The organism is Ercella succinigenes, assembly GCF_900002895.1.
The window spans coordinates 1-25,733 of sequence record NZ_CDHP01000030.1; the positions used below are offsets into that span (position 1 = coordinate 1).

At 38.3% G+C, this 25,733-nt stretch carries 21 protein-coding genes; 17 read left to right on the plus strand and 4 right to left on the minus strand.

Annotation, left to right across the window (positions count from 1 at the left end):
- Positions 1-189 precede the first annotated feature (189 nt).
- On the plus strand, positions 190-1,938 hold the full coding sequence (locus AC0KSB_RS07410; RefSeq protein WP_472307844.1) for an ABC transporter ATP-binding protein: 1,749 nt from the start codon (positions 190-192) through the stop codon (positions 1,936-1,938).
- Positions 1,939-1,982: 44 nt separating this feature from the next.
- A complete protein-coding gene (locus AC0KSB_RS07415) occupies positions 1,983-3,872 on the plus strand; it encodes an ABC transporter ATP-binding protein (protein ID WP_472307936.1) in 1,890 nt (629 codons plus the stop codon).
- 5 nt (positions 3,873-3,877) lie between these two features.
- Here AC0KSB_RS07415 and AC0KSB_RS07420 read toward each other — a convergent pair whose 3' ends face one another.
- Positions 3,878-4,666, minus strand: a complete 789-nt coding sequence (locus tag AC0KSB_RS07420) for an NYN domain-containing protein (RefSeq protein ID WP_472307846.1) — start codon at positions 4,664-4,666, stop codon at positions 3,878-3,880.
- 203 nt (positions 4,667-4,869) lie between these two features.
- Here AC0KSB_RS07420 and AC0KSB_RS07425 point away from each other — a divergent pair, with 203 nt between their 5' ends.
- Genes AC0KSB_RS07425 through AC0KSB_RS07435 form a run of 3 tightly spaced genes read left to right on the plus strand, consistent with a single transcriptional unit; the run spans position 4,870 to position 9,874 of the window.
- Positions 4,870-5,961: a 6-phosphofructokinase gene (locus AC0KSB_RS07425; RefSeq protein WP_472307848.1), complete on the plus strand. Its 1,092-nt coding sequence runs from the start codon at positions 4,870-4,872 to the stop codon at positions 5,959-5,961.
- 59 nt (positions 5,962-6,020) lie between these two features.
- Positions 6,021-7,568, plus strand: coding sequence for a Ppx/GppA phosphatase family protein (locus AC0KSB_RS07430; protein ID WP_472307850.1), 1,548 nt, complete (start codon positions 6,021-6,023; stop codon positions 7,566-7,568).
- The gene (locus AC0KSB_RS07435) at positions 7,565-9,874 is read left to right on the plus strand and encodes an RNA degradosome polyphosphate kinase (RefSeq protein ID WP_472307852.1); all 2,310 of its coding nucleotides are present in this window, start codon (positions 7,565-7,567) and stop codon (positions 9,872-9,874) included. The genes AC0KSB_RS07430 and AC0KSB_RS07435 overlap by 4 nt, the downstream gene beginning before the upstream one ends.
- Here AC0KSB_RS07435 and AC0KSB_RS07440 read toward each other — a convergent pair.
- On the minus strand, positions 9,871-10,155 hold the full coding sequence (locus AC0KSB_RS07440) for a hypothetical protein (RefSeq protein ID WP_472307854.1): 285 nt from the start codon (positions 10,153-10,155) through the stop codon (positions 9,871-9,873). The two genes, AC0KSB_RS07435 and AC0KSB_RS07440, sit on opposite strands and share 4 nt — an antisense overlap.
- A gap of 173 nt (positions 10,156-10,328) precedes the next feature.
- Between AC0KSB_RS07440 and argS the strand changes: the two genes are divergently transcribed.
- The 7 genes from argS to AC0KSB_RS07475 all read left to right on the plus strand — a co-directional run bounded on the left by argS (position 10,329) and on the right by AC0KSB_RS07475 (position 19,639).
- Positions 10,329-12,059, plus strand: coding sequence for an arginine--tRNA ligase (gene argS / locus AC0KSB_RS07445; protein ID WP_472307856.1), 1,731 nt, complete (start codon positions 10,329-10,331; stop codon positions 12,057-12,059).
- A gap of 14 nt (positions 12,060-12,073) precedes the next feature.
- Positions 12,074-13,780: a M3 family oligoendopeptidase gene (locus AC0KSB_RS07450; RefSeq protein ID WP_472307858.1), complete on the plus strand. Its 1,707-nt coding sequence runs from the start codon at positions 12,074-12,076 to the stop codon at positions 13,778-13,780.
- A 23-nt stretch (positions 13,781-13,803) separates the two neighbouring features.
- Positions 13,804-15,312, plus strand: coding sequence for an RsmB/NOP family class I SAM-dependent RNA methyltransferase (locus AC0KSB_RS07455; protein WP_472307860.1), 1,509 nt, complete (start codon positions 13,804-13,806; stop codon positions 15,310-15,312).
- Positions 15,313-15,341: 29 nt separating this feature from the next.
- The gene (rdgB, locus tag AC0KSB_RS07460; protein ID WP_472307862.1) at positions 15,342-17,201 is read left to right on the plus strand and encodes an RdgB/HAM1 family non-canonical purine NTP pyrophosphatase; all 1,860 of its coding nucleotides are present in this window, start codon (positions 15,342-15,344) and stop codon (positions 17,199-17,201) included.
- On the plus strand, positions 17,194-17,775 hold the full coding sequence (locus AC0KSB_RS07465) for a metallophosphoesterase family protein (RefSeq protein WP_472307864.1): 582 nt from the start codon (positions 17,194-17,196) through the stop codon (positions 17,773-17,775). The genes rdgB and AC0KSB_RS07465 overlap by 8 nt, the downstream gene beginning before the upstream one ends.
- Positions 17,776-17,938: 163 nt before the next feature.
- Positions 17,939-18,379: an ACT domain-containing protein gene (locus AC0KSB_RS07470; RefSeq protein WP_472307866.1), complete on the plus strand. Its 441-nt coding sequence runs from the start codon at positions 17,939-17,941 to the stop codon at positions 18,377-18,379.
- A 15-nt stretch (positions 18,380-18,394) separates the two neighbouring features.
- Positions 18,395-19,639 carry a homoserine dehydrogenase gene (locus AC0KSB_RS07475; protein WP_472307868.1) on the plus strand — a complete coding sequence of 415 codons (1,245 nt, stop codon included), beginning with the start codon at positions 18,395-18,397 and terminating at the stop codon, positions 19,637-19,639.
- Between the two features lie 117 nt (positions 19,640-19,756).
- Here AC0KSB_RS07475 and AC0KSB_RS07480 read toward each other — a convergent pair whose 3' ends face one another.
- Both AC0KSB_RS07480 and AC0KSB_RS07485 read right to left on the minus strand, forming a co-directional pair.
- Positions 19,757-21,673, minus strand: a complete 1,917-nt coding sequence (locus AC0KSB_RS07480) for a type I glutamate--ammonia ligase (protein WP_472307870.1) — start codon at positions 21,671-21,673, stop codon at positions 19,757-19,759.
- A 163-nt stretch (positions 21,674-21,836) separates the two neighbouring features.
- Positions 21,837-22,016, minus strand: coding sequence for a zinc-ribbon domain-containing protein (locus AC0KSB_RS07485; RefSeq protein ID WP_472307872.1), 180 nt, complete (start codon positions 22,014-22,016; stop codon positions 21,837-21,839).
- Between the two features lie 245 nt (positions 22,017-22,261).
- On the opposite strand from AC0KSB_RS07485, the gene AC0KSB_RS07490 reads away from it, so the two are divergent.
- From AC0KSB_RS07490 to AC0KSB_RS07510, 5 genes are all read left to right on the plus strand, one after another.
- Complete coding sequence (locus AC0KSB_RS07490; protein WP_472307874.1) at positions 22,262-22,612, plus strand: hypothetical protein; 351 nt, start codon at positions 22,262-22,264, stop codon at positions 22,610-22,612.
- Positions 22,613-22,624: 12 nt separating this feature from the next.
- The gene (locus tag AC0KSB_RS07495; protein WP_472307876.1) at positions 22,625-23,035 is read left to right on the plus strand and encodes an ATP-binding protein; all 411 of its coding nucleotides are present in this window, start codon (positions 22,625-22,627) and stop codon (positions 23,033-23,035) included.
- A 142-nt stretch (positions 23,036-23,177) separates the two neighbouring features.
- Positions 23,178-24,551, plus strand: coding sequence for a [Fe-Fe] hydrogenase large subunit C-terminal domain-containing protein (locus AC0KSB_RS07500; RefSeq protein ID WP_472307878.1), 1,374 nt, complete (start codon positions 23,178-23,180; stop codon positions 24,549-24,551).
- A 79-nt stretch (positions 24,552-24,630) separates the two neighbouring features.
- Positions 24,631-24,966 carry a DRTGG domain-containing protein gene (locus tag AC0KSB_RS07505; RefSeq protein WP_472307880.1) on the plus strand — a complete coding sequence of 112 codons (336 nt, stop codon included), beginning with the start codon at positions 24,631-24,633 and terminating at the stop codon, positions 24,964-24,966.
- Positions 24,967-24,970: 4 nt separating this feature from the next.
- Positions 24,971-25,723, plus strand: a complete 753-nt coding sequence (locus AC0KSB_RS07510; RefSeq protein ID WP_472307882.1) for a PHP domain-containing protein — start codon at positions 24,971-24,973, stop codon at positions 25,721-25,723.
- Positions 25,724-25,733: the final 10 nt, after the last annotated feature.

Genomic DNA, 25,733 nt, shown 5'->3' on the forward strand with positions numbered 1-25,733 from the left:
TATTTTATATTATGTTAAAATAAAGAACAGTATTATAAAGAAATACAGATGTTAAGAGTCAGCCCTTTGGTGGCTGATTTTTGTTGTGCAGAGGGTAATATAATGATTTTATGTTTTCAAACTAATGATAATTGTTTTTTTTCAAGAGGTAAACATATTATATTCAAACATTATAAAGGATAGGACATTATGATTAAAAAATTATTAAAAAGTGTACGCGAGTACAAAAAAGATTCAATAAAAGCTCCTGTTTTTGTGACGCTGGAAGTTATTATTGAAGTGCTTATTCCATTTTTGATGGCTTATATGATTGATTTTGGGATTGATGACGGTAATATGACGGTAGTTTGGCAATTGGGATTGGGTTTATTACTAATGGCTTTTGTCTCTTTGCTGTTTGGCGCTGTAGCTGGCAGAAGTGCAGCTGTAGCTTCTTCAGGTTTTGCTGCCAACCTTCGTAAAGATATGTTTGATAATGTGCAGACTTTTTCTTTTTCCAATATCGATAAGTTTTCCAGTTCAAGTATTATTACCAGACTGACAACCGATGTTACTAATGTTCAAAATGCTTATCAGATGGTAATCCGTATGGCTGCCCGCAGCCCTTTTATGCTGTTGTTTTCGCTAATTGCTTCATTCAGGATTAACTCCAGGCTGTCAATGATATTTCTAATATGTATACCTATTCTGACAGTGGGGCTTTTAATAATAATCAAAAAAGCACATCCTGTTTTTGTACGTGTTTTTAAAACTTATGACAGACTTAACCGAACTGTTCAGGAAAATCTTCACGGTATCAGAGTTGTAAAGTCTTATGTGCGTGAAAATTATGAAAGTAAAAAATTCAAGGAAATATCTAAAGATATACATGATGATTTTTCTGAGGCAGAAAAAGTTTTGGCTTTTAACATGCCTTTGATTCAGTTCTGCATGTATCTAACTATGATTCTACTTGCCTGGTTTGGTGCTCGTACAATTGTTATAAGTGGAAATAATCCTGACCTGGGACTTAGTACAGGTCAGTTGATGAGTCTTATTACATATACCATGCAGATACTTATGAGTTTGATGATGCTTTCAATGGTGCTGGTTATGATTATAATTTCAAGGGCTTCTGCTGAAAGAATTACTGAACTTCTTGATGAGAAAAGTGACCTGAAAAATGGTGAAAAATCAGTTATGACAGTGGAAAATGGCGATATTCTATTTAAGGATGTCTGCTTTTGCTATTCTGCTGATGCCAGTAAAATGTGCTTGCAGAATATAAATTTAAGTATTAAATCTGGCCAGACCGTCGGCATAATAGGTGCTACCGGTTCGGCAAAATCAACTTTGGTTCAGCTAATACCCAGACTATATGATGTTGTTTCCGGTAGTGTCACAGTAGGCGGCATTGATGTGAGAGACTATGATCTTGATGTTCTTCGAGATCAGGTTGCTGTAGTACTGCAAAAAAATCTTTTGTTTTCCGGTACTATAAGCGAAAATCTGCGCTGGGGAGATAAAGATGCTACGGACGAAGATTTAAGAAGGGTCAGTCAGCTCGCTCAAGCTTCGGAATTTATTGATAAAATGCCGGACAAATATGAGACCTATATTGAACAGGGTGGATCTAATGTATCTGGTGGACAAAGGCAAAGGCTTTGCATTGCTCGAGCTTTGTTAAAAAATCCTAAAGTATTAATTATGGATGATTCTACGAGTGCGGTTGATACAGATACTGATGCCAAAATACGTCAGGGGTTGAAAACTTATCTGCCTGATACTACAAAAATTATTATTGCGCAAAGAATATCGTCTGTACAGGATGCTGATTTGATAATAGTTATGGAAGACGGAGTTATATCGGATTCAGGTACACATGAAGACTTACTTAATAGTAGTGAAATTTATCAGGAAGTTTTTGAATCCCAGAACAAAGGAGGTCTTGGACAGTGAAACATTCAATAAATAAAGGTGCCGGATCTTCTGCTGCAGTTAATTTGTCAACAAGCCCCAAACTTAATAAGGATACGATCAAAAGATTATTGACTTATTTTACAAGTTACAAATTACAAATGGTACTTGTAGTTATAAGTATCATAGTCAGTGCTTTTACGAGTGCAATTGCTGCCTTGTTTTTGCAATCTTTAATTGATGATTATATAGCCCCTTTGCTTTTGGAATCTGTTCCTGATTTTTCAGGTCTGCTACGAACAATCATTATAATGTCCGGAATTTTTATGATAGGCGTATTAACTGCCTGGATTTATAGCAGAATAATGGTTGTTATTGCTCAGGGAATATTAAAGAAAATAAGAGATGAGCTTTTTGCTCATATGCAGACTCTTCCGGTGGGATATTTTGATAAAAATACACATGGCGATCTCATGAGTCATTATACGAATGATATTGATACATTGCGTCAGATGATAGCACAAAGTCTGCCTCAGGTATTTTCCTCTGTAATGACAATAGTAGCCGTTATTTTTGCTATGCTTTATCTTAGTCTCTGGCTAACTTTGATAGTAGGATTATTTGTTATTATTGTTTTAAGAATTGTTAAGACAATAGCAGGCAAAAGCAGCAGATTTTTTATTGAACAGCAAAAGTCTCTGGGAAGTGTTAACGGTTATATCGAAGAGATGATAAATGGTTTGAAGGTTGTTAAGGTTTTTGGTTATGAAAAGAAAGCTAAAATAAATTTTGATGCCAGGAATAATGAGCTTTTTGAAAATGCTGCCAAGGCTAATACCTTTGCAAATATTTTGATGCCTATTATGGGCAATCTTGGGCATGTTCTTTATGTTCTTCTTGCCTTGATTGGTGGTATTCTGGTTGTTTCAGGGGTAACAAATATTAGTTTGACGGGAGTAAGTGTTGTAACTCTTGGTGTTATAGCTTCCTTCTTGCAATTATCAAGAAGTTTTATTAATCCTATAGCTCAGGTTTCACAGCAGCTTAATGCTGTCATTATGGCTTTGGCAGGTGCTGAAAGAATATTTAATTTGATGGATAAGGAAAGCGAAGTAGATAATGGCATAGTAACTCTTGTTAATGCAAAATTTGAAAATGATAAAATTGTTGAAAGCAGTGAGAAAACTGAGATATGGGCATGGAAATATCCACAGCAGGATGGATCGGTTAAATATACCGAACTGAAAGGTGAAGTTCATTTCAACGATGTTGATTTTGCTTATGACAAGGATAAGCTGGTTTTACATAATATAAGTTTATATGCTAAACCAGGACAGAAGATTGCTTTTGTAGGAGCGACAGGAGCAGGAAAAACTACCATAACAAACCTGATAAACAGATTTTATGATATTGCAGATGGAAAAATCAGATATGATGGTATAAATATTAACAAAATAAAAAAAGCAGATCTTAGAAAATCTCTGGGTATAGTTTTGCAGGACGTAAATCTTTTTACCGGTACTGTAATGGATAATATCCGTTATGGTAATCTGGAGGCCTCTGATGAAGAATGTATGGCGGCTGCCAAACTGGCAAATGCGGATAGTTTTATCAAAATGCTGCCGCAAGGTTATCAGACTGTGTTGTCAGGTGATGGCAATGGCCTTTCTCAGGGCCAGCGCCAACTTATATCTATTGCCAGAGCTGCTGTTGCAGATCCGCCGGTTATGATACTTGATGAAGCTACCTCATCAATTGATACAAGAACAGAAGAAATTGTACAACGTGGTATGGATTCGCTGATGTTCGGGCGTACTGTTTTTGTGATTGCTCATCGTCTTTCAACAATAAAAAATGCAGATGTCATAATGGTGCTTGAAGACGGTAGAATTATTGAACGAGGCAGTCACGAAGAGCTGATAGCTGAGAAAGGCAAGTATTATCAGCTATATACAGGTGTTTTTGAACTTGATTAAAAACATTATTTTCGTATTCTGATATAAATCTGCTTACTGTTATTGCCTGTATCACGAGCATCAATTTCGTATTTGCCAATGGCTTTAATCATTGGTGTAAGCTTGGTATATCCATAATTTCTGGGGTCGAATGAAGGTTTTTTCTTTAATAGGAGATTACCCACTTCGCCCAGATATGCCCAGCCATTTTCATCCTCGGCATCTCTTATTGTGGAAGTAATCAGCTTTATTACGGCAGGATTAATTTTGCTAAGACTCTTTTTACTCTTTTCCTGAGAAGATACATTTTTTACTGCTTGTTTACTTTCGGCATTATCTGCCTCATTTTCATCTGTCTCTGTCTGCTCAAGTATTTCCAGATAAATAAATTTGTCACAGGCTGCTATAAATGCATTTGGTGTTTTTTGCTCTCCTATACCATATACCATCTGACCTGCTTCCCGTAGTCTTGTTGCAAGTCTTGTAAAATCACTGTCGCTCGAAACAAGGCAGAAACCATCTACTTTATCTGAATAAAGAATATCCATAGCATCAATAATCATGGCAGAGTCAGTTGAATTTTTGCCGGCAGTATAGCCGAACTGCTGAATAGGGGTAATGGCATAATCTAACAGAAGATTTTTCCAGCCGCCTAGATTTGGTTTTGTCCAATCACCGTATATTCTCTTGATTGTGGCATTACCATACCTGGCTATTTCCTCCATCATTCCCCTTATATTATTATGAGAAATATTATCTGCATCTATTAAAACTGCAAGTCTGAAATCTCTTTTATTTAACGTGTCCTGCGACATTTTATACCTCTTTGCTTTCTGTTTTATTTATTAAACACAAATTTTACTTTAAATCTTTACTCTTTCACTAATCAAACTGATTTTTTCTTCTCTATTGCATTATACTACTTTTTCAAATGTAAAATCTAATAACAATTATGCAAGAATAGGCTTCTTTGTTGTATTATATAAGGACACTATAGATTCAAGAAAGCAGGTGCATTATGGCTAAAAAATATGGTTTTCTTACCAGTGGTGGTGATTGTCAGGGTCTGAATACAGCTTTGCGCGGTGTAGCCAAGGCTCTTTATGAGGCGATGCCTGATGTTAAGCTATATGGCTTCCTTGATGGATACAGAGGCCTGATGATTGGTGATTATAAAGAAATGGAACCTAGAGATTTTTCTGGCATTCTTACAATAGGCGGAACTATCCTAGGTACATCAAGGCAGCCGTTCAAACAAATGAACAATCGTCTGGATTTGGAAGATAATGATAGTCCTACCAAGCTTGAGGCAATGATAAAAACATATAATTCACTCAAGCTTGACGGTATAGTTATTCTTGGAGGTAATGGTACTCATAAAACTGCCAATGAACTGTCTCAAGCAGGTCTTAATGTCATAACACTACCGAAAACTATTGATAACGATCTCTGGGGAACTGAGATGACTTTTGGTTTTCAGAGTGCTGTGAATATTGCTACGCAGGTAATAGATAGCATACATACGACTGCAACTTCACATGGGCGTGTTTTTATAATTGAGTTAATGGGACATAAAGCCGGTTGGCTTACACTTCATGCAGGAATTGCCGGAGGCGCAGATATTATTCTGATACCGGAAATCCCATATAGTATAGAAGCCATCATAAAAGGTCTTGATAAACGTCATAGTCAAAAGAAAAAATTCTCCATTATTGCAATTGCAGAAGGCGCAGTATCAAAGCAGGAAGCTCAAATGAATAAGAAGGAATTTAAAAAGCATCGAGAAAATATGAATTGCCCTTCTGTCTCCTATATGCTTGCTAATCAGTTGGGTGAGATAACCGGTCATGAGATTAGGGTTACTGTACCGGGGCATTTTCAGCGTGGTGGACAGCCAAGTCCTTATGATCGTGTTCTGGCAACTTCTCTTGGAACAGCAGCTGCCGAGCAAATTATAAAGAATAATTTTGGTGTGATGATGGGTCAGCAAAATCATCAGATTATTCCTGTACCGCTGGCAGAAGTTGCCGGTAAGCTTAAACCGGTTCCGCTTGATTCTTTGCTTATTAAATCGGCAAAAGCACTGGGAACAATTTTTGGCGATGAATAGATAAGCTTAACTCTGATTTTTAGCTAGTTAACTGTGAAATAAATTATGAAAGGATTTTTATGACCAGAAAAAAACTTGCCGCAGCTATTGATGTCGGCTCGCATGAAATACATCTGAAAATTGCGGAAATCTCTCGGGATTATGCTCCGAAAGAAATAGAAACTGTCCGCAGAACCTTGGCAATAGGGACTGATACTTATAATGGTGGTCAGATAAGTCAGTCTCTGATTACTTCATGCAGTGAAGTAATGGCAGGTTTCGCAGACAAAATAAATGAGTATCGGATTCAGAACTATCGTGTAGTTGCTACAAGTGCTTTCAGAGAAGCTGAGAACAGGTTATTTGTTCTTGATCAGATCAACAGAAGCAGTGGTTTGGAAATAGACATTTTGAGCAATAGTGAAGAACGGTATTATCATTTGCTGGCTGTTTCTGAAATGATTCCTGATTTTGAACAGATGATCAATAATGGTACTTTAATTCTTGATATAGGCGCAGGTAGTATTCAGGCATCTGTTTTTGATAAAGGTCAGTTTGTTTTTACTCAGAATATGCTTTTGGGATCATTGCGTGTACGAGAAATTTTATCTGATCTTGAGAGACAGGCGGCAGATTTCGGCAGTTTGATGGCTGAGTATGTTTCCGGTGATCTGGAAAATTACAGAATGCTGGAACCAAAGGGCACAACTTACCGCAACTTGATTGTACTTGGTGGAGAAAATCATTATCTAATGAAACTAGCAGGATTTGCACCCAAAGCATATCAAATTATTTCTCTTAATGATTTTATTAAACTTTATCAGACTTTATTAACTAACAAGTCGCTTAATCTGGCAATGGATAAAGGTATTCCGGCGGATCATACGCCACTTTTATTGCCGGCAGCGATGATAATAAAGAAATTTCTTTCTTTTACCGGCGTTAGTGAATTACATGTACCATCTGCTAATCTTTGTGATGGTCTGTTGCTGGAAATTGCTCAAAAACGCAGCCGCTATATATTGAAACATGACCCGGACAAAGATACTATTTCTGCCTGCAGACATCTTGCCCGCCGCTTTAAAACTGATAGGGCACATGGACAGGCAGTTGAAAAAATGGTTTTGTCATTGTTTAAACAAACCAGCAGACTCCATCGGTTACCGGTACGTTATCAGATATTGCTTCAAGCAGCTGCAATTCTCCACGATATTGGTAAATATATAAGCATGTCAAGACATACTATCAGGTCTTATCATATTATTATGGCTTCTGAAATAATAGGTATAAGCCATTATGAACAGCAGATAATTGCTCTTATAGCAAGATTCCACAGTGGAGATATAGATCTTAATGATTCTGTCCTGATGGAACTGAATAGTGATACAAGGCTGGATGTATGTAAACTTATTGCGCTTTTCAGGATGGCTAATGCTCTTGATACAGGACATCAACAAAAATTAAGTGCATTAGAAGCTACTGTTGAAGAAGATAGTCTGATTATTACTTTGGATATTGATCGTGATATTACATTGGAAAAATGGAATTTGGATAAGAATAGTGATTTGTTCAGAAAAATATTTGGGATAGAGCCAAAAATAAAGTTAAGGAGGCGGCGTAATTTATGAAAAAGCAGCAGGAGCCTCAAAAAGGCAGGAATTTAAAAAAGCATAATACTGCCGATAAATCGACAAAGTCAAAAGAATCAAATTCAGATAAAGTGCAAAAGATTCAAATATCGGGCAAGAGTGAAACAGGCGAAGAACTGCTTGTTAAAAAAAGTGAGCTGTTTGTGAATCGTGAATTAAGTTGGCTTGAATTTAATGAAAGAGTAATGGAAGAGGCAAGAGATAAACAAAATCCTCTAATGGAACGTCTTAAGTTTTTAGCTATTACCAGCTCTAATCTTGATGAATTTTTTATGATTCGTGTGGCTTCCTTAAAAGATCTTGTAAATGCCCGTTATAACATGCCAGATCCGGCCGGTATGACACCACAAGAACAGTTAACTGCTATCTCAAAAAGAACTCATAAAATGGTTCAGAAGCAGTATTCTACTTTTAACCGTGCTTTACTGCCTGCTTTGCAAAAGCAAAGTATAAGAATCCTTAAACCTGATGAACTGGATGAAAGGCAGCAGCTTTTTGTTTCTGATTATTACAGGTCAACTGTTTATCCTATTATTACACCTATGGCTGTTGATGCTGCCAGACCCTTTCCTTTGATCGGAAACAAATCTCTCAACCTTTGTGTTCGGGTCGAAAAGCCGGAGCTTCTAAGTCCGGAAGATGCTGATGATATTGATAAGGATGAAGAAGACAGATTGCAACCAGATTTTGCCATCATTCAGATTCCTGCCGTTATACCAAGATTATTATTGTTGCCTGATGAAGGCAAAACCAGTTATATTTTACTTGAGGATATTGTTTCCATGCATCTGGCGGATCTGTTTAGCGGAGTTAAAATAATTTCTTCAGGTTGTTTTCGCATTATGCGTAATGCAGATCTGGATCTGGAAGAGGAAGAGGCTGCAGATCTGTTGAAAGCCATTGAAAAACAATTAAAAATGAGGCAGTGGGGTCAAGTAATCAGGCTTGAGGTTGAGGAGGATTTTGATCCGGAAATGCTTGATGTTTTGATAAGACTCCTGCCCATAGATAAAGAAGATCTTTATGAAATAAATGGGCCTCTTGATTTGACTATGCTGTTTAAACTAAAAGCTCCGGCAGATCGAACTGATTTGTATTACCCTCCTTATGAGGCTCAGCCAAGTCCTTTGCTTTGTGATGAGGATCTTTTTGCCTCAATCAGAAAACAAGATGTGCTTTTGCATCATCCATATGAAAAATTCGATCCGGTTGTTGATTTGATAAGAACGGCTGCAAAAGATCCGACTGTTCTGGCAATAAAACAGACTTTGTACAGAGTTAGCGGACAATCCCCAATCATTGCTTCTTTGGCTGAAGCTGCTGAAATGGGCAAACAGGTTATGGTTCTGGTTGAACTTAAAGCAAGATTTGATGAAGAAAACAATATACATTGGGCAAAAAAACTGGAAAAAGCCGGCTGCCATGTCATATATGGCCTGGTAGGTTTAAAAACTCACAGTAAGATAACTCTGATCGTAAAGCGTGATGAAGACGGGATCAGAAGATATGTGCATCTAGGGACAGGTAATTATAATGATATTACAGCCGGTATTTACACAGATTTCGGTCTTTTGACCTGCGCAGAAAATATTGGTTATGATGCCAGCGCCTTTTTTAATATGTTATCCGGCTATTCTGAACCAATGTCATGGCGTAAAATTATTCCTGCACCATATTGGCTGCGTCCTGATACTGTTATGAGAATAAAGCAGGAGGCTATTCATGCCAGATCAGGCAAAAAAGCCAGAATTATAGCTAAAGTAAATTCACTTGTTGATGAAGAAATAATTATGTCTTTGTACGAAGCTTCTCAGGCAGGAGTTCAGATTGATCTGATAGTGCGCGGGATCTGCTGCTTGCGTCCAGGTGTTCCTGGTCTTTCGGAAAATATACGAGTAAAAAGTATAATCGGCAGATTTCTCGAGCATAGTAGAATTTTTTATTACTACAATGACGGTCAGGAAAATCTGTTTTTATCAAGTGCAGACTGGATGCCAAGAAATCTTGACCGCAGGGTTGAAATTCTGTTTCCGATTGAAGATGATTCAGTCAGAAATAGAATTATGAATGTTCTGGACATTCAGTTAAATGATACAAACAGAAGCAGGATTATGCAGTCTGATGGAAATTACCAAAGGGTTGACCGGCGTGGGAAAGTAGCACTTGATTGTCAAATTGCTTTATGTGAAAGAGCCGTTGCTGCAGCCGCGGCTGTAGACAATATTTTGCCAGAAAGAAGATTCATTCCGGTTGAATCAGATTGGTATGATGAAGGAGATATTTAATTTAAAATATCTCCTGCAGCGGCAAAGAAATCATCGGTAAAAAGAAATCTGACCATGAGCCATGATATAAGAACAAGTACTATAAATAAAACAATCATTGCTACTATGCTGAAAAGACAACTTCGGGATCCTGCTTTGAACATGTTTTTGCGTCTTTTCTTTTTTTCTTCTGCTGTCATGGGCACCCGGTTATTGGGATAAGTAGAATAAAGAAAAGCACCGCATTTTTGACAAACATTTTTGCCTTCTGGATTTTCCGTTTTACACTTGTTGCATTTCATATTTTTTCCTCCAGGGATTGTTTTTGCCATGGTATTAGATTCTAATACAAAAATATGGCAAAGTATAGAAGTCTTGATGAACAATCTATACAAGATTAGAATCAGATCTGGTTAGATATTGCTTCTTATGAGATAATAACATGATGTTTAAGATATTTACGAGGGGGAAAACTATGGATTTCAGACAGGAAATAGCTGGTGCACTGGCTAAAAGAACCGATTTGCCGGTTGAACAAATAAACAGCTGGCTTGAGATACCGCCACAAAGTCATATGGGAGATTTTGCCTTTCCTTGTTTCAGACTGGCAAAAACCATGCGTAAAGCACCGCCTGTAATTGCACAGGAATTAGTCGATGTGCTTGACGGAGCTGATTTTATTGATAAAACTGAGGTGGCCGGTGGCTATTTGAATTTTTTCGTCAATCGTTCTTCATATATTGCCGGCATAGTAAAAAATACTTTGATTGCAGGCAGTAATTTGGGTAAATCATCTGATGGTAATGATAAAACTGTAATTGTGGAGTTTTCCTCACCTAATATTGCCAAACCATTTCATGTAGGGCATGCTTTTACCACTATTTTGGGAAATTCTCTTTCTCGTATTTACAGTCATTTGGGCTATAAAGTAGTGAGGATGAATCATCTGGGCGATTATGGAACTCAATTTGGTAAACTTATTGCTGCTTATCAGATGTGGGGTGATGAGGAAGCTTTATTAGAAAAACCGATAGATGAACTTCTTAGAATATATGTAAAATTTCATGATGAAGCTGAGTCCGATCCTGAGCTTGAAACAAGAGCCAGAGAGCATTTTCGTCGTCTTGAAAATGGAGAAGAGCCGGAAATAACACTTTGGCAGCGCTTTAGAGATTTAAGCCTCAAAGAGTTTAATCTGGTTTATGATAGGCTTGGTGTAGAGTTTGATAACTTTAATGGAGAAAGTTTTTATTCTAGTCAGATTCCGGCAGTTATAGATGATCTTAAAGCCAAAAATCTGCTTATTGAAAGTGAAGGCGCACAGGTTGTTATGCTTGATGAATATGACCTGCCACCTTGTATTATTCTTAAATCTGACGGTACAACTATATATGCTTCACGTGATATTGCAGCTGTTTTATATCGTGACCGCGAATATAATTTTCATAAAAATATTTATGTTGTCGGAACACCTCAGGCTTTGCATTTCAAACAGGTGTTTTCAGTTCTGGATAAAGCAGGATTTGAAAAATCTTCGGATTGCGTTCATGTTGGTTTTGGTCTGGTTAAATTTGCAGATCGTAAACTTTCTACCAGAAGCGGAGATGTTATTTTGCTTGAAAATCTGCTGGATGAGACTGTTGACAAAACATATTCGATTATAAAAGCTAATTCTGAATTAAGGCAAACCAACCTTGCTGAGCAGGAAATGGGCGAAATTGCCGAAAAAATAGGTATTGCCGCAGTTCTTTTTACCTTTCAGAAGAACAGTCGTGAGCGTGATATTGTTTTTTCATGGGAAGATATGCTTGACTTTGAAGGTGATTCTGCCCCTTATGTTCTTTATACATATGCCAGAGCACAAAGTATTTTGCGAAAAGCTGCTCTTGAAAACCGTATTGACGAAAATCCTTCGGATGAAGTTTTCCTCAGACTAGGCAGTGATGATGAGTTTGCTTTGGCAAAACTTATTGATGGCTTTGCTTCGGCTGTTGAGCGTGCTGCAGCTGCTAATGAGCCATATATTCTCCTGCGCCAGGTCATTAATCTGGCAAGGGCATTTAACAGATATTATCATAATGAATCTATACTGGGCACAACAGATCCTGTTTTATGTGCTGCCAGATTATCGATGCTGCAATCTGTATGTATTGCTATCAGGACTGGCCTGGAGCTGCTTGGCATACAGGCTGTTGAGCGTATGTAAGCGGTGGTTTTGATATGAGCCTTCTAAATTTGCCGGATAATTTGACTGATTTTAGCAGAATTGAATATATGCGTCCTGATATGAAAAAATTGTCGGATGCTTTTAGACGCTGCCGTTTAAGATTAAGGCTTTCGATGAGTGCACATGCAACAATCGATGCTGTTAAAGAACTGCAGCAGCCTTTGCTTGATTTTGCGACTTGTGCTGCCATTGCCAGAATAAAGCATGATCTTCAGATGTCGGATACTTTCTGGCAGACCGAAGTGAGCTTTTTTGACCAGGCACAGGCACAGGTTGATCAGTGGACACAGACCACATATGCTGCTATTCTTGATTCGCGTTTCTCAGAAAGTATTGAGAAAGAACTTGGAGATAGTCTGATCAGAGAGGCTGACAGGCTTCATAAAACTGTTCAGGAAAGAAATCTGGGGGATCTTAGTGAAGAAAACCGACTTGAAACGGCTTATACTCAGAAAATATCAGAAATGAGAGTTTCAATCGGCGGTAGAGAATATACTTTATCGGAGATAGAGCCTATATTGCAGTCAAGAGATGCTAGTCTTCGCAGAGCTGCTCACACTGCTCTCAATAATGCTTTTGAAAATGAGCATGATTGGCTTGACAAGTGTTTTTCACAAATGGTTAGTGTGCGTAACCGCATGAGCCGTAAATTGGGTTATACTGATTTTTCGCAAATGGGCTATTATCGTATGGGACGTGTTGATTACGGCAAACAGGAAGTTGCTGCTTTTCGTGAATCAGTACGTAAATATGTTGTACCGGTTTGTCAGGAAATACGCAGATTGCAAAGAATACGTTTGAAGCTTTCTGATTTGTATTATTGGGATTTGCCTTGTCTTTTACCGGAAGGAAATCCCGTTCCTATGGCAGATAGGAATCAATGGGTTAAGCTTACAGGACAGAAAATTGCCGATTTGCTTAAAGAGCCTTCATATTTAACTTTGCTTGATGACTATGGTTATATTGACTTGAATGCCCGGCCTGACAAAGCGGGAGGAGCGTATTGTTCCACTCTTTATACAAAGAGACTTCCTTTTATACTGTCTAATGCTACAAAGACAGCAAATGATATTATTACGCTTATACATGAAGCAGGACACGCCTATGCCAGTTTATCCAGCATACCTTCAATGAAAGTTTATGAAGATCAAAAACCTGCTATGGATATATGTGAGATTCATTCGACTGCATTAGAGTATCTTACTATGCCGCTTCTCACAGATATATTCGGAGATGATACAGAAACAGCGGCAATGATTCATATGACTGAATCGTTATTGTTCTTGCCGTATGCCTGTCTGGTTGATCATTTTCAACATGAGATATATGAGCATCCTGAAATGTCACCAGAGCAGCGCCACAGCTGCTGGCGCACACTTGAAAAAATGTATCAGCCGGACATAGACTATGGCGATAATTCTTGGTTTGATTCTGGTGGTGCATGGCAGAAAAAAGAACATATTTTTACTGCACCTTTTTATTATATAGATTATGCTCTGGCACATATTGTTTCAATGGATCTCTGGTCTGTTGCACGCAAGGATAAAGATAAGGCTGTAAGACGCTATAAACGTCTTTGTCACAGAGGAAATGATGGAACTTTTTTGTATCAGCTGGAAGAGTCGGGAATAGCATCTCCTTTTTCTGAGGAAACTTTCAAAAGATTAATCTATTCTGTATGTGACTATTTGTCTTTGTAAGAGAAATTAAGTAGGAGTTGGTTATGCCTTTACCAGAAGCTTTTATAGAAGAAATGAAACAACTTTGGCAACAGTATCAGATCTCTGATTCTGTTGTTGATTTTTTTGCTGCATTAAATACGGAGCCAGAGAGAGGACTTAGAGCGAATACTCTTAAATTATCTCCTGAAAAACTGATAGAGATAATGGGTGCCGATTATATTGATCGCAAAGTAAGCTGGAGTGATGACGGATTTTACCTGCGGCAGGATTCAAACCCCGGTAAGACGGCTGCATATCATGCCGGACTTTTTTACATACAAGAGCCAAGTGCAATGTTACCTGCTATGGTTCTGACAGCTAAACCTGGTGAAAAAATACTTGATTTGTGTGCTGCTCCCGGTGGTAAAACCGCTAGAATTGCGGCAGATCTCAAAGGTGAAGGGCTGCTTTGGGCTAATGAAATTTCTGCTGACAGGTCAAAAGCCTTGCTAAAAAATGTTGAGTTGATCGGCTGTTGCAACTGTATTATTACAAATGAAACCCCAGAGCGTCTGGAGCAGAATCTGCCTGCCTTTTTTGACAGAATTCTTGTAGACGCTCCCTGTTCAGGTTCAGGAATGTTCAGGAGAGACAATAATGCGGCCGCAAGTTGGGAGAAATACGGTGTAGAACAATGTGTACCGCTGCAGCGTGATATTCTTAAATCTGCTGATAAAATGCTAAAAGCGGGAGGTTATCTTGTATATTCAACTTGTTCTTTTTCGCTTGCAGAAAATGAAGCAATGATTAATCAGTTTTTGTCAGAACACACCGATTATGAAATAATCCCTGTGAAAGGCAATTACCTTTCACCAGGGTTGCCATATAACAATAATCAGGAATTAGCTTCAACTGCCAGAATATGGCCTCATATAACAAAAGGTGACGGCCATTATTGTGCTTTGCTGCAAAAAAGAAAAGAAAATAATGTGCCATATGTGATACCTGATTCAACTGGCAAAAATACAAGGAAAAAACCAATTAAGAAAACAGTAGTAATTAGTGATGTCGAAAAGGCTTTGGATATCTGGAAGCAATGGTCAGATAATATACTCAGTAAAACAGGTAAAGAAAAAATGAACCGTTTATTTCTTAACTGGAAAGTCAGACTTCACAATGACCATCTGCATCTTCTCCCTCCTGAAACACCGGAACTTTCGGGACTGAAATTTGTTAAAACCGGTATATATCTTGGATCTTACAAGAGTATTAATGCCGGCAGAAAAATACTTTTTGAAGCAGCCCATGGCTGGTTTTTGACAATGAAGTCTGAGGATTTTAAGTTTTGCTGGCAATTGGACAGTGAAGATAGCTTATTGTATAAATATCTCAGAGGAGAAACATTGTCTGTTGATCAGGCCTTTGTAGTTAAAAATGATCAGTCAGAGGACATAAAAGCCGGTGATTATTTAATAATCTGCCTTGATAAATATCCTGTAGGATATTCAAAATTGCAACAGCAGGGTAATTTGAAAAATCTTTACCCCGCTGCCTGGCGCAGACGTAATTGATTAGATTTTTTGAGAAATAAGGTGGCAAAATGAAAGCTAATATATGTCAGAAATTAAAAACTCCATTTCTGCTCTGGCAGACTGTATTCAAAAATCCTGTTGATTTTATTGAGCTTCTTATAGAAGCCAGATCTGGCAATAGGAGCATAAGCGGGTCAATGAATTACAGGGATAGTCAAAATGATTTTCAGGCTGTTCTGCCGGGAGAAAAGTGGCAGGGGACAGCTGAACAAATCAATGACTGGCTGCTCGATCATATATCAAGATACGATAGTGTCAGACTAGTTCTACGTCTTAGAGGTAAATCACAGCTTATTGAGGCAGATAATAAAGGAGTCAAATATCAGCCAAATTACAAAGATGATAAACCGGCAAAACAGAAAATTAAAAAACATAGTTACGGAGCTTCTGAAAAAAGAGACTATAAAATAAAGATAGATGAAGCCGCCGATTTACTTATGGCTATTGACATAATAGATGCATCAGGTAAATTAAAAAACGACAAATGGCGTAAATATCATCAGATAGACCGGTTTGTTGAGCTTGCCGAACCTGTGCTGAATCAATTGGCAAAAGAACAAGGTACTCTGGAGATTTTTGATCTTGCTTGCGGCAAATCATATCTTTCATTTGTTCTTAACTATTTTATCAAGGAAAAAATGGACCTGCCATGTAATTTTACCGGTATTGATATCAGTGAAGATGTAGTTCAATCCTCTCGTAAGCTGGCACAGAAACTATCGTACAGAAATATGAAATTTGAATGTATGGATCTGAGAGATTTTGAGCCACAGGGCAAAGTTTCTCTTTGCATTAGTCTTCATGCTTGTGATACGGCAACCGACATGGCTATAGCGGCAGCAGTAAAAGCCAATAGCAAGGCTGTTATTGTTGTTCCCTGTTGTCAAAGAGAGCTGCTTGCGGCTGATTATAAAATGGAAACTTTGGCTTCAAGTGTTATGACTGCAGGTATATTAAAAGCAAGACTAGCAGATATAATAACTGATGGCATGCGTCTTTTGCTGTTGCGCAGCTCAGGCTACGAAACCTCGGTTATAGAGTATATTTCGCCTTTGGAAACTCCAAAAAATTTAATGATAAAGGCGATTTTAACTGGCAATTATAATCAAAAATCTTGGCTGGAATATCAAAAATTGGTAAAAAGTTGTGATGCTGAGATTACGCTTGGAAAGGAATTGAATTCTATGATAAAGAAAAATATGAATCAGACCAGCGAGGCAATTTTAAATCCCAAAACTGAAGATAATAAATCATCTGATAATTTTGTGAAAATTACAATTGCAACCGGCAATAAAGATAAAGTAAAAGAGATCAAAGAAATTATTGATATTGATGCAATTAAATGGCAGACAATGGATGAAGCTGGTTTTAAGGGCGAAATAATTGAAGATGGCGATAGCTACAAAGCAAATGCTCTTATAAAAGCAAGAGCTGTCCAGGAATTTTGTAAAGGCTGGGTTATTGCCGATGATTCAGGGTTGTCGGTTGATGTTCTGGATGGTGCCCCCGGTATTTATTCAGCTAGATTTGCAGGTGAATCCGCAGGCTATAAAGATAAGATAGCATGCCTTCATAAAATGCTTGAAGAATGGCCGCAAAATGAATGGTCTGCTTCTTTTGTTTGTGCAATAGCTTTGATTGCGCCAGATGGTAGAGAGTGGACAGTTGAAGAAAGAGTTAATGGTATAATAGCTGCAGAAGCTGCCGGTGAAAACGGTTTTGGGTATGATCCTATTTTTTATGTGCCTGAATATGATTGCACAACGGCTCAAATGACACCGGAACAAAAACATGCTATCAGTCATCGAGGCAAGGCTCTGAGAGCACTTATGGACATTATTGAAAGAGAGAATTTATTAAATGACTAGTAATCAAGGCAATGAAGCTTTTGATCAACCTGGCATTTCTCCAGAAGAGTTGACCAGAATAAAACAACTTGACGAAATACGTCTGCTGGTGATTTCTGATACTCACAATGTAAAATCCGCAGCTGTTAGAGCTTTGAAGAAGGCACCGGCTACTGATCTGATTTTGCATCTTGGCGACCATGTTGGCGATTATAAAGAATTGAGAGATCGTCTGGATAAGCCTCTTATAGCTGTAAGAGGCAATTGTGATGAAGGAACAAACAGCTTTCTTCCAGACCGCAAGATATTGGCTCTTTCTGGTTATAATATACTTATGCTACATGGTCATAATCGTCAGATAGATGTTAAAAAAAGCCTTCTAATGCTAAAAAAATATGTTATTAAATGCGAAACCAGGATTGATTTGGTTCTATTCGGGCATACACATTTAGCTTATGATGAAACTATAGATTTAACAGACCGGCAGATTCGTCTTCTCAATCCGGGAAGCTGTGGTTTCAGCCTCGATAATCATAATCATGCTCTTGAAATCATACTAAGTAGCAACCTGATTCAAATAAATAAAATAGTATAAAATATTTCTTCATCAGAATCCTTGTATATTTTTGCTATTGACCTTGTTCGATTGACATGTTATATTATGGAGCGCGTACGAATGTATTTGTGGCACGGACAATAGGCTGAGCCTGATATACTTGACATAATAATAAAAATTATGTTTTGAGGGGGCATCATTTGTGGCTGAAAGCGAATTTTTTCTGGTTAAATCAGACATGCTGCCGGAAGTTTTTGTTAAGGTGATGGCAGTAAAAAGGTTGCTTAACTCTGGTAAAGCTGAATCTGTGAATGAGGCTGTACAGAAAGTCGGGTTAAGTAGAAGCGCATATTATAAATACAAAGATGCTGTATTGCCTTTTTATGAATCTTCTAAAGGCAGAATGGTGACTTTGATTTTTGCGGTAGAGAATTTCCCTGGAATTCTTTCTGGCATAATAAACTGTATGGCAAGAGTAAAAGCCAATGTTTTGACTATAAACCAGAATATACCTTTGAACGGGCTTGCAGATGTGTCCATTTCAGTCGAAACAGATAAAATGACAGTGACTCTTGAGCAGCTGCTTGATGAACTTAGTAATATACCCGGTGTCAGATCTTACAAAATTTTGGCAAGAGAGTGAAATGGAGGCATGGATATGATAGATATAGCAATTTTAGGTTATGGTGTTGTTGGATCAGGTGTGGCCGAAGTATGCAGAATGAATAATGAGTCTATTCGCAGACGTGCAGGAAAAGCAATAAATATTAAGAGGATTCTTGATCTAAGAGATTTCCCTGAGGATCCATATGGTGACAGAGTTACCCACAATGCTGATGATATCATCAATGATCCTGAAATCGTCGTTGTTGTTGAAACCATAGGTGGTGCCGGTTTTGCTTATGAAATGACCAAGAGGGCATTGTCTTCCGGTAAGCATGTTGTTACGTCCAATAAAGAGCTTGTAGCCAAACATGGACCAGAACTGATGTCAATAGCACAGAAGAACAATGTGAATTATTTGTTTGAAGCCAGCGTTGGCGGAGGTATTCCTATTATCCGTCCGATGCATAAATGTTTAGCTGCAAATGAAATAGACCGTATAACAGGTATTCTTAACGGCACTACAAATTACATCTTGACCAGAATGGAAGAAAGCGGCATCTCTTTTGCCGAAGCTTTGAAAGAAGCTCAGGATCTAGGTTTTGCCGAACAGAATCCGGCCGCCGATGTCGATGGGATTGATGCTTGCAGGAAAATTGCTATTTTAAGCAGTATTGCTTTTGGTGAGTATATAGATAGTGATATGATTCATACAGAAGGAATAAGTTCGGTAACAGTTAGAGATATGGCTTATGCAAAAAAACTTAATTGCAAGGTTAAACTGTTGGGGATTCTTCATCGCCGTGCTGAAAAAATGGCAGATATTATTGTTGCACCCATGCTTTTGCCATTAAGCCATCCTGTCGCTGTTGCCAGCGGAGCTTTTAACGCAATTATGGTAACCGGCAATGCCCTGGGAGAATCCATGTTTTATGGGCAAGGCGCAGGTAAGCTGCCGACGGCCAGTGCAGTTGTAGCAGATGTAATTGAATGTATGCTGCATCTGAACCGCATACCGCATGATATTTCATGGGATCAGAGTCACAGAGAAAATATTATACCGCATAGTGATTGTCCGGTTAAGGTGCTTGTAAGATTGAAGTCTTCTTGTGATTTTGTCAAGGCTGAAGAGCTTTTTTCTCATTATGGTTTTGAAAAAATTGAGTCAATTTTCGATGATGAAATAGCTTATAAAGTAGGAACAGATAAAGTTAATACTCTGTTTGAATATAACTGGCAGTTGATTATGCAGCAGCTGGGAGAAGAGGTTGTCTCGGCACTGCGTTTCTGGCAGCCATGATATGACCAGACAAAAATTTTGAGGAAACTATTTTGCAATGATTGAAAAAACCTGCCAGAAGCTTATTACAGCTCATGGCAGGTTTTTTGTTGTTATAATTGCAACTATTACAAAAAATCAGATTTGGTTTTTACAGTAATTGTCATATAACAGTTCCAGCTTACGCATCAAGTCATCCATCTCCTGCTGCAATGCAGAGGCCTTACGTAAATTTTTGGTATCAAGAGCTTGACGTATTTCATTGAACAGGCAAACCTGATCAAAAGTATCTTTAGCAAGATGTATTCTTAATGCCTCAATTTCGTGCCATAAACTATCATCATATTCTGAAGAATGATGTAGCTTTACACATTTTCTAACTCTTGTTAAATTATTTTGCAAAATTCTCTCGCTTAGTTCCATTTCCCATATATCAAGCATCGCTTTAGAATATGAAGTAATAATTCTGTCTGTAAACACATTACCTCGGCAAAGTATTTCCAATCCCTCATCCTGATGCAGCAGATTTCTTAAAGTCTCATAAACGCAGGCTGGTGGTTTGCCGAATATTTGATCTCTTTCTTCGTCGGTGAAGGTGAGAAAAACATCGTCTTCACTTCTGTATTGCCTTTCTTTTGCCAGATATAATGCTTCTTCACCAGGCTGCTTGCAGAATTCTTTTTCCAGATCCTTGCTTTGGCGATTATTCTCCACAACATGGGCAATCCCATCAAGCATACATTGATAAACTGCAGCCAATGTTATAAAAACATTTGTATGTGGATTAGGTGATCTAAGTTCAAAACGGGTTGCCATCGGGGATTCAGCACTTCTGATTAATCCGCAGAGAACTGTGCGATTACGGGAAGGAGAATTAACATTACGTCCTAAAGAAGCTACGGCATGAGTAGGAGCTTCAAAGCCTGGTTTAAGACGATTGAAAGCATCATTGCTGACAGTTATAAAAGGACTGATAGAATCGTAATGCTTCATTAATCCCATCAGAGCACCCCAGCCGATCTCATGTAAAAAATCACTATCATAATCAACAGGGGAGAACAGGTTTATCCGACGTCCATTTTTTAGCAAAGCCACTGCATTGACATGAATATGCTCACCACTTCCTGCGACACCATCGATAGGTTTTGCAAGAAATGTTACTTCAAGGCCATGTAGTCGGAAAACTTCTTTTATAAAAATTCTGGCATAAAGTTCATTGTCTGCCGCTTGCATCGCATCAGAAAATTTCCAGTCAATTTCCAGTTGCTCCAGAATATGATCCATATCACCTGAGCCTGTAAGATGAGCTTTGATGCCGCCCACTTCTTTATGTCCCATTTCAGGTTTGAAGCCATAAAGTTCAAGAAGCTCAATAGCCTGCTCCATGGCAGTTCTGACGACGCCTTTTGTACGTTTCCAATATTGCTCCTTAAGTCCTTGTGAAACAGATAATTGCTCTTTGCTGACAATATCGTCAGGTGTTCTGACCCAAAATTCAAGCTCTGTTGCAACAGTAAGTGATATATCTTCAATATCATCCGGGCTGATCTGCCAGGCATCACAGATTTGAGGATAATTAGCGATTAGGGTTTTCATTTCATAATCGAAACGCTCACATGCTCTTCTAAGCAAAGAACGTGAACAGACAAGATCACCATTGTGACTTAAAAATGAGGGAATACGCAAAGTGCCACAAGGATTTGCTATTTCACCATCACCATCTATATTTTCATAATTATAGTCAACAAACCATGTTACAGACAAATCAGCAACAAAATCCACTTTTCCGTCATTTAGAGTTGCTATTCCCGGAAGAACAACAGAAGATCCGTCCGTTTGAACACCTCCTGTAAGATACGCTTCAATATCATCAAGAAACAATTTAACAGGTATTTTTTCGTCTGTGTCATTTCCTGCCAGATCAATAGCTGAAAGTGATACAAATTTAATTTCCGGGTGTCCTTGCAGAATCTGGCGAATAGCTTCAGGTGTATGACTATCAACCGGAATTTTATATAATAATTGCGGTCTGATTATAAAATGATTCTTCAACATAATTAATTCCCCTCTTTCCATGTTATTCTCTATTTTATCCTAAATGATGCTATCGTCAACATAACATCTTTGTATAGACATAATTTGCAATCTTTTTGACAAAAAAAGACTGCTTCTCTCAAAGGGGAAACAGTCTTTCTGTAATTAACAATTCTGTTCAGAATTAATATCTGTTATCGTAATTGTTATTTTGCTGACGTCTTGAATTCTTGCGAGCTCTGCGGCAATCCGGACAACGAACCGGATCATTCTCAAAACCCTTCTCTTTGTAGAATTCCTGTTCACCTTCGGTAAAAGCGAATTCTGCTCCACAGTCTTTACAGTTAATCATTTTGTCTGGCATTGGTCTTGACCTCCATTAAATTATCGGAAAAAGAATGCATGACAGTGGCTAACCTGATTTGGAATAAGGAGGCATAGACCTTCTATTCTGATTAGGGTTGGGCGCAGCCTGTAAACAAGCTAAATCCGTTGTGCTGATAATAGCATACATGATATAATGTGACAAGTACTTTTTTGTAAATATGCTGTGATATTCATGCTGGATTACAAAAAAAACTGTATGAAATGTCATAAAGGAGACTGTCAATGAAAATAAAAGAGTGTGTAGAGGTTTTGCAGGCGGAAGTTCTGGTACCAGGTTCGAATATGGATATCGATATTAAAGTCGCCTGTGGAGCTGATCTGATGAGTGATGTAATGGCTTTTGCCTGTTCCAGCAATGAGATGATGCTGACAGGACTTGTTAATCCTCAGACTATCAGAACAGCTGAAATGATGGATGTAAAAGTTGTTGTTTTTGTTAGGGGGAAAGTGCCTGGTGATCAGATGCTTGATCTGGCCAGGGACAGAGATATATGTATTATGTCTACACCGCTTCCAATGTTCACTGCTTGTGGTTTGCTGCATGAAGCAGGTATAAAAGGGAAGGGGGAGTGACATCTGGAATCGGTGAAACTTGATTTTGTCATCAGGGGATCTGACTTTATTAATGCCGGAGAGGCATCAAGCGGTACGAAAAAGGCATTGACCAGGTTGGGAATTGCACCGGCTGCAATAAAAAGGGCAGCAATTGCTATGTATGAGGCGGAACTTAATGCCGTTATACATGCAGGAGGCGGCAGGGCAGAAGTTGAAATTTATTCTGATCATATAGAAATAAAAGTTATAGATCAGGGTCCCGGTATTCCAGATGTTGAACTGGCAATGCAGGAAGGCTGGTCTACTGCTCCTGACATTGCTAGAGAAATGGGTTTTGGAGCAGGTATGGGTTTGCCCAATATCAAGAGGAATTCTGATGATATGCAAATAGATACAGTAATTGGTCGGGGGACTACATTAACTATGGTAGTTAATTTCTAGATTTAGTAGTAACCTGCTATGATATAAAGTCCTGTTTAATCTTATAGTGGAACAGAAATTCAAGTTTAAACTTGTGATTAAATTCATGATTAAAACAGATATCTGACATCATAGTTGATCAGCATGCTGGCGGAGGGAAATTATGTCCAAACTGCATTCAGTCAAGCTCAACCGGGAATTGTGCTTTGGCTGTACTAACTGTATAAAAAGATGTCCGACTCAAGCTATAAGGGTAAGAGACGGCAAAGCTCAAATAGCTGAAAACAGATGTATAGATTGTGGAGAATGTATAAGATCTTGTCCGCACCATGCAAAAAGTGCCGTGATGGATCCTTTTGATGTTTTACATAATTACCGCTGGAAAATTGCTCTTGCTGCTCCGTCTCTTTACGCACAGTTTGGGGCTCCTGCAAATAGAACCATGGTATTGGCTGCGTTGAAAAATGTCGGATTTGATGATGTTTATGAAGTTGCTATCGGAGCTGATATAGTGACACATAAAACATCTGAATATCTTCAGACTATTATTAACAGTAGTCTGGCAAAAGATAAAAAATTGCCGCTGATTTCATCTGCATGTCCTGCGGTAGTCAGACTGGTACAGATGAAATATCCTGGGCTTATAGATAATCTTGTGCCTTTTGATGCACCTGTTGATGTCACTGCACACATAGCAAGAAAAGAAGCTCTGAAAAAAACTGATTATAAAGCTGATGAAATAGGGATATTTTTTATCAGTCCCTGTCCTGCCAAAAGAACTGCTGTTGTAAATCCCATAGGACAGGATAAATCTGAAATAGACGGGGTAATTGCTATATCAGATGCATATCCGCTGATTCTGGCCAAACTGGAAAAACTTACTGTTGAACAGGTTCGCAGTTTCGATCAGAAGTTAATGGCTACTTTTAGCGGAGTTCGCTGGGGGTATACAGGAGGAGAAGCAATAGCTATGAATACAGAAAAGTATCTGGCTGTTGATGGGATTCATAATGTAATATCTATTCTAGAAGAAGTAGAAAATGAAAGATTGAAGGATATAGATTTTATTGAAGCCAATTCATGTATGGGTGGATGCATAGGTGGTCCTTTAACGGTAGCAAACCGCTATTCGGCAAAATCAAGACAAAGAGGTTATATTAATGAAGCAAAGCATCTTGCCTCAAAACATCCTGATCATGTATATCCATATAAATCAGAAAAAGTAAAAGTATGGGCAAAACCGATTGATCCTAATCCTGCTATGCAGCTTGACAGGAATATTTTCAAAGCTTTGGAAAAATATGAGCAAATGGAAAAAATAGTCAAAAATCTGCCTGGTCTGGATTGTGGAGCCTGCGGAGCACCAGATTGCCTGGCTCTTGCTGAAGATATTGTCAGAGGAGAAGGCAGGGAAACAGATTGTATTTTCAAATTAAAAGAAAAAATCAGAGATGTTGCGGAACAAATGGGAGAGCTTGAAGCCGCTATGAACAAACTTGGAGCCGACCAACATATTAAACCGGATGAAAGTGATTAAGCTTAAATAAAAAGGGTTTAACTATAAGGGAAAATGTAATAAAAGACTACAAAAAGAACTTAGAAACAGAGGTTATAGAATGGCAAAACTTAGTGATCTGATGGAACCGCTGCAGTGTCAAATATTATGTGGTGAAGATAATTTAAATGTTGAGGTAAAAGGAGGTTATGCCTGTGATCTCTTAAGTTGGGTTATCTCAAGAATAGAAGCCGGTGAAGTCTGGATGACAATATTAAACAGCGTTAATGTTATTGCAGTGGCTGTGCTGTCTGAATGCAGCTGTGTTCTTCTTACAGAAGGAGTAAAAATGGATGAAGCTGTTCTCGAAAGAGCAAGAGAGAAGGGGATTACTGTAATTACCACGCCTTTCTCCACTTATAAAGCATCTGCTGTTATAGCTTCCTTGCTTGGATAGGAATATGAGTTTAGAAGGGAAAATCAACTCAATAAGATGCGATTTGCATATCCACTCGGCATTATCTCCTTGTGCAGAAGACGAGATGAGCCCTGGAAATATTGTAGGTATGGCAAAACTAAATGAGCTTGATGTAATTGCTGTAACCGATCATCAAAGATGTGGCAATTGTGCAGCAGCAATACATATATCGGAAAAAATAGACGGACCGCTTGTTATTCCTGGAATGGAGGCAGAATCGGCAGAGGAAATACACCTTTTATGTCTTTTTGCCGATTTGGATACTGCTTATAAGTTCGAAAGAATAATTGTATCCAGTCAGATTGTTCAGCCAAACAGACCGGAAATATTTGGTAATCAGTATTATTATGATAGCTCTGACAACATAATAGGAAGTGAAAAAAATCTTTTAATAATGCCAAGCAGCTATAGCTGTGACGAACTTGCAGCAGCCGTGTTCTCTCTGGGTGGAGCCTGCCTGCCCGCTCATGTTGATCGTCAGGCAAACAGTATGCTATCTACATTAGGAACTATACCAGAAGATTTTCCGGGAACATGGATAGAGTTTTCTAAAAATTCTAATCCGGAAGAGTTTTTCGATCGTAGACCGGAACTTCGTAAATATCGATGGCTAAAGGATTCTGATGCCCATAGATTAGAAAATATTCTCGATCCTGGATGGCCGATAAGACTTCCTGGATTTACCAAGGACGATAAAGGTCGCAGACTTCTGATTGACCGCTTGAGAGAAAAATAGTTATCTGCCA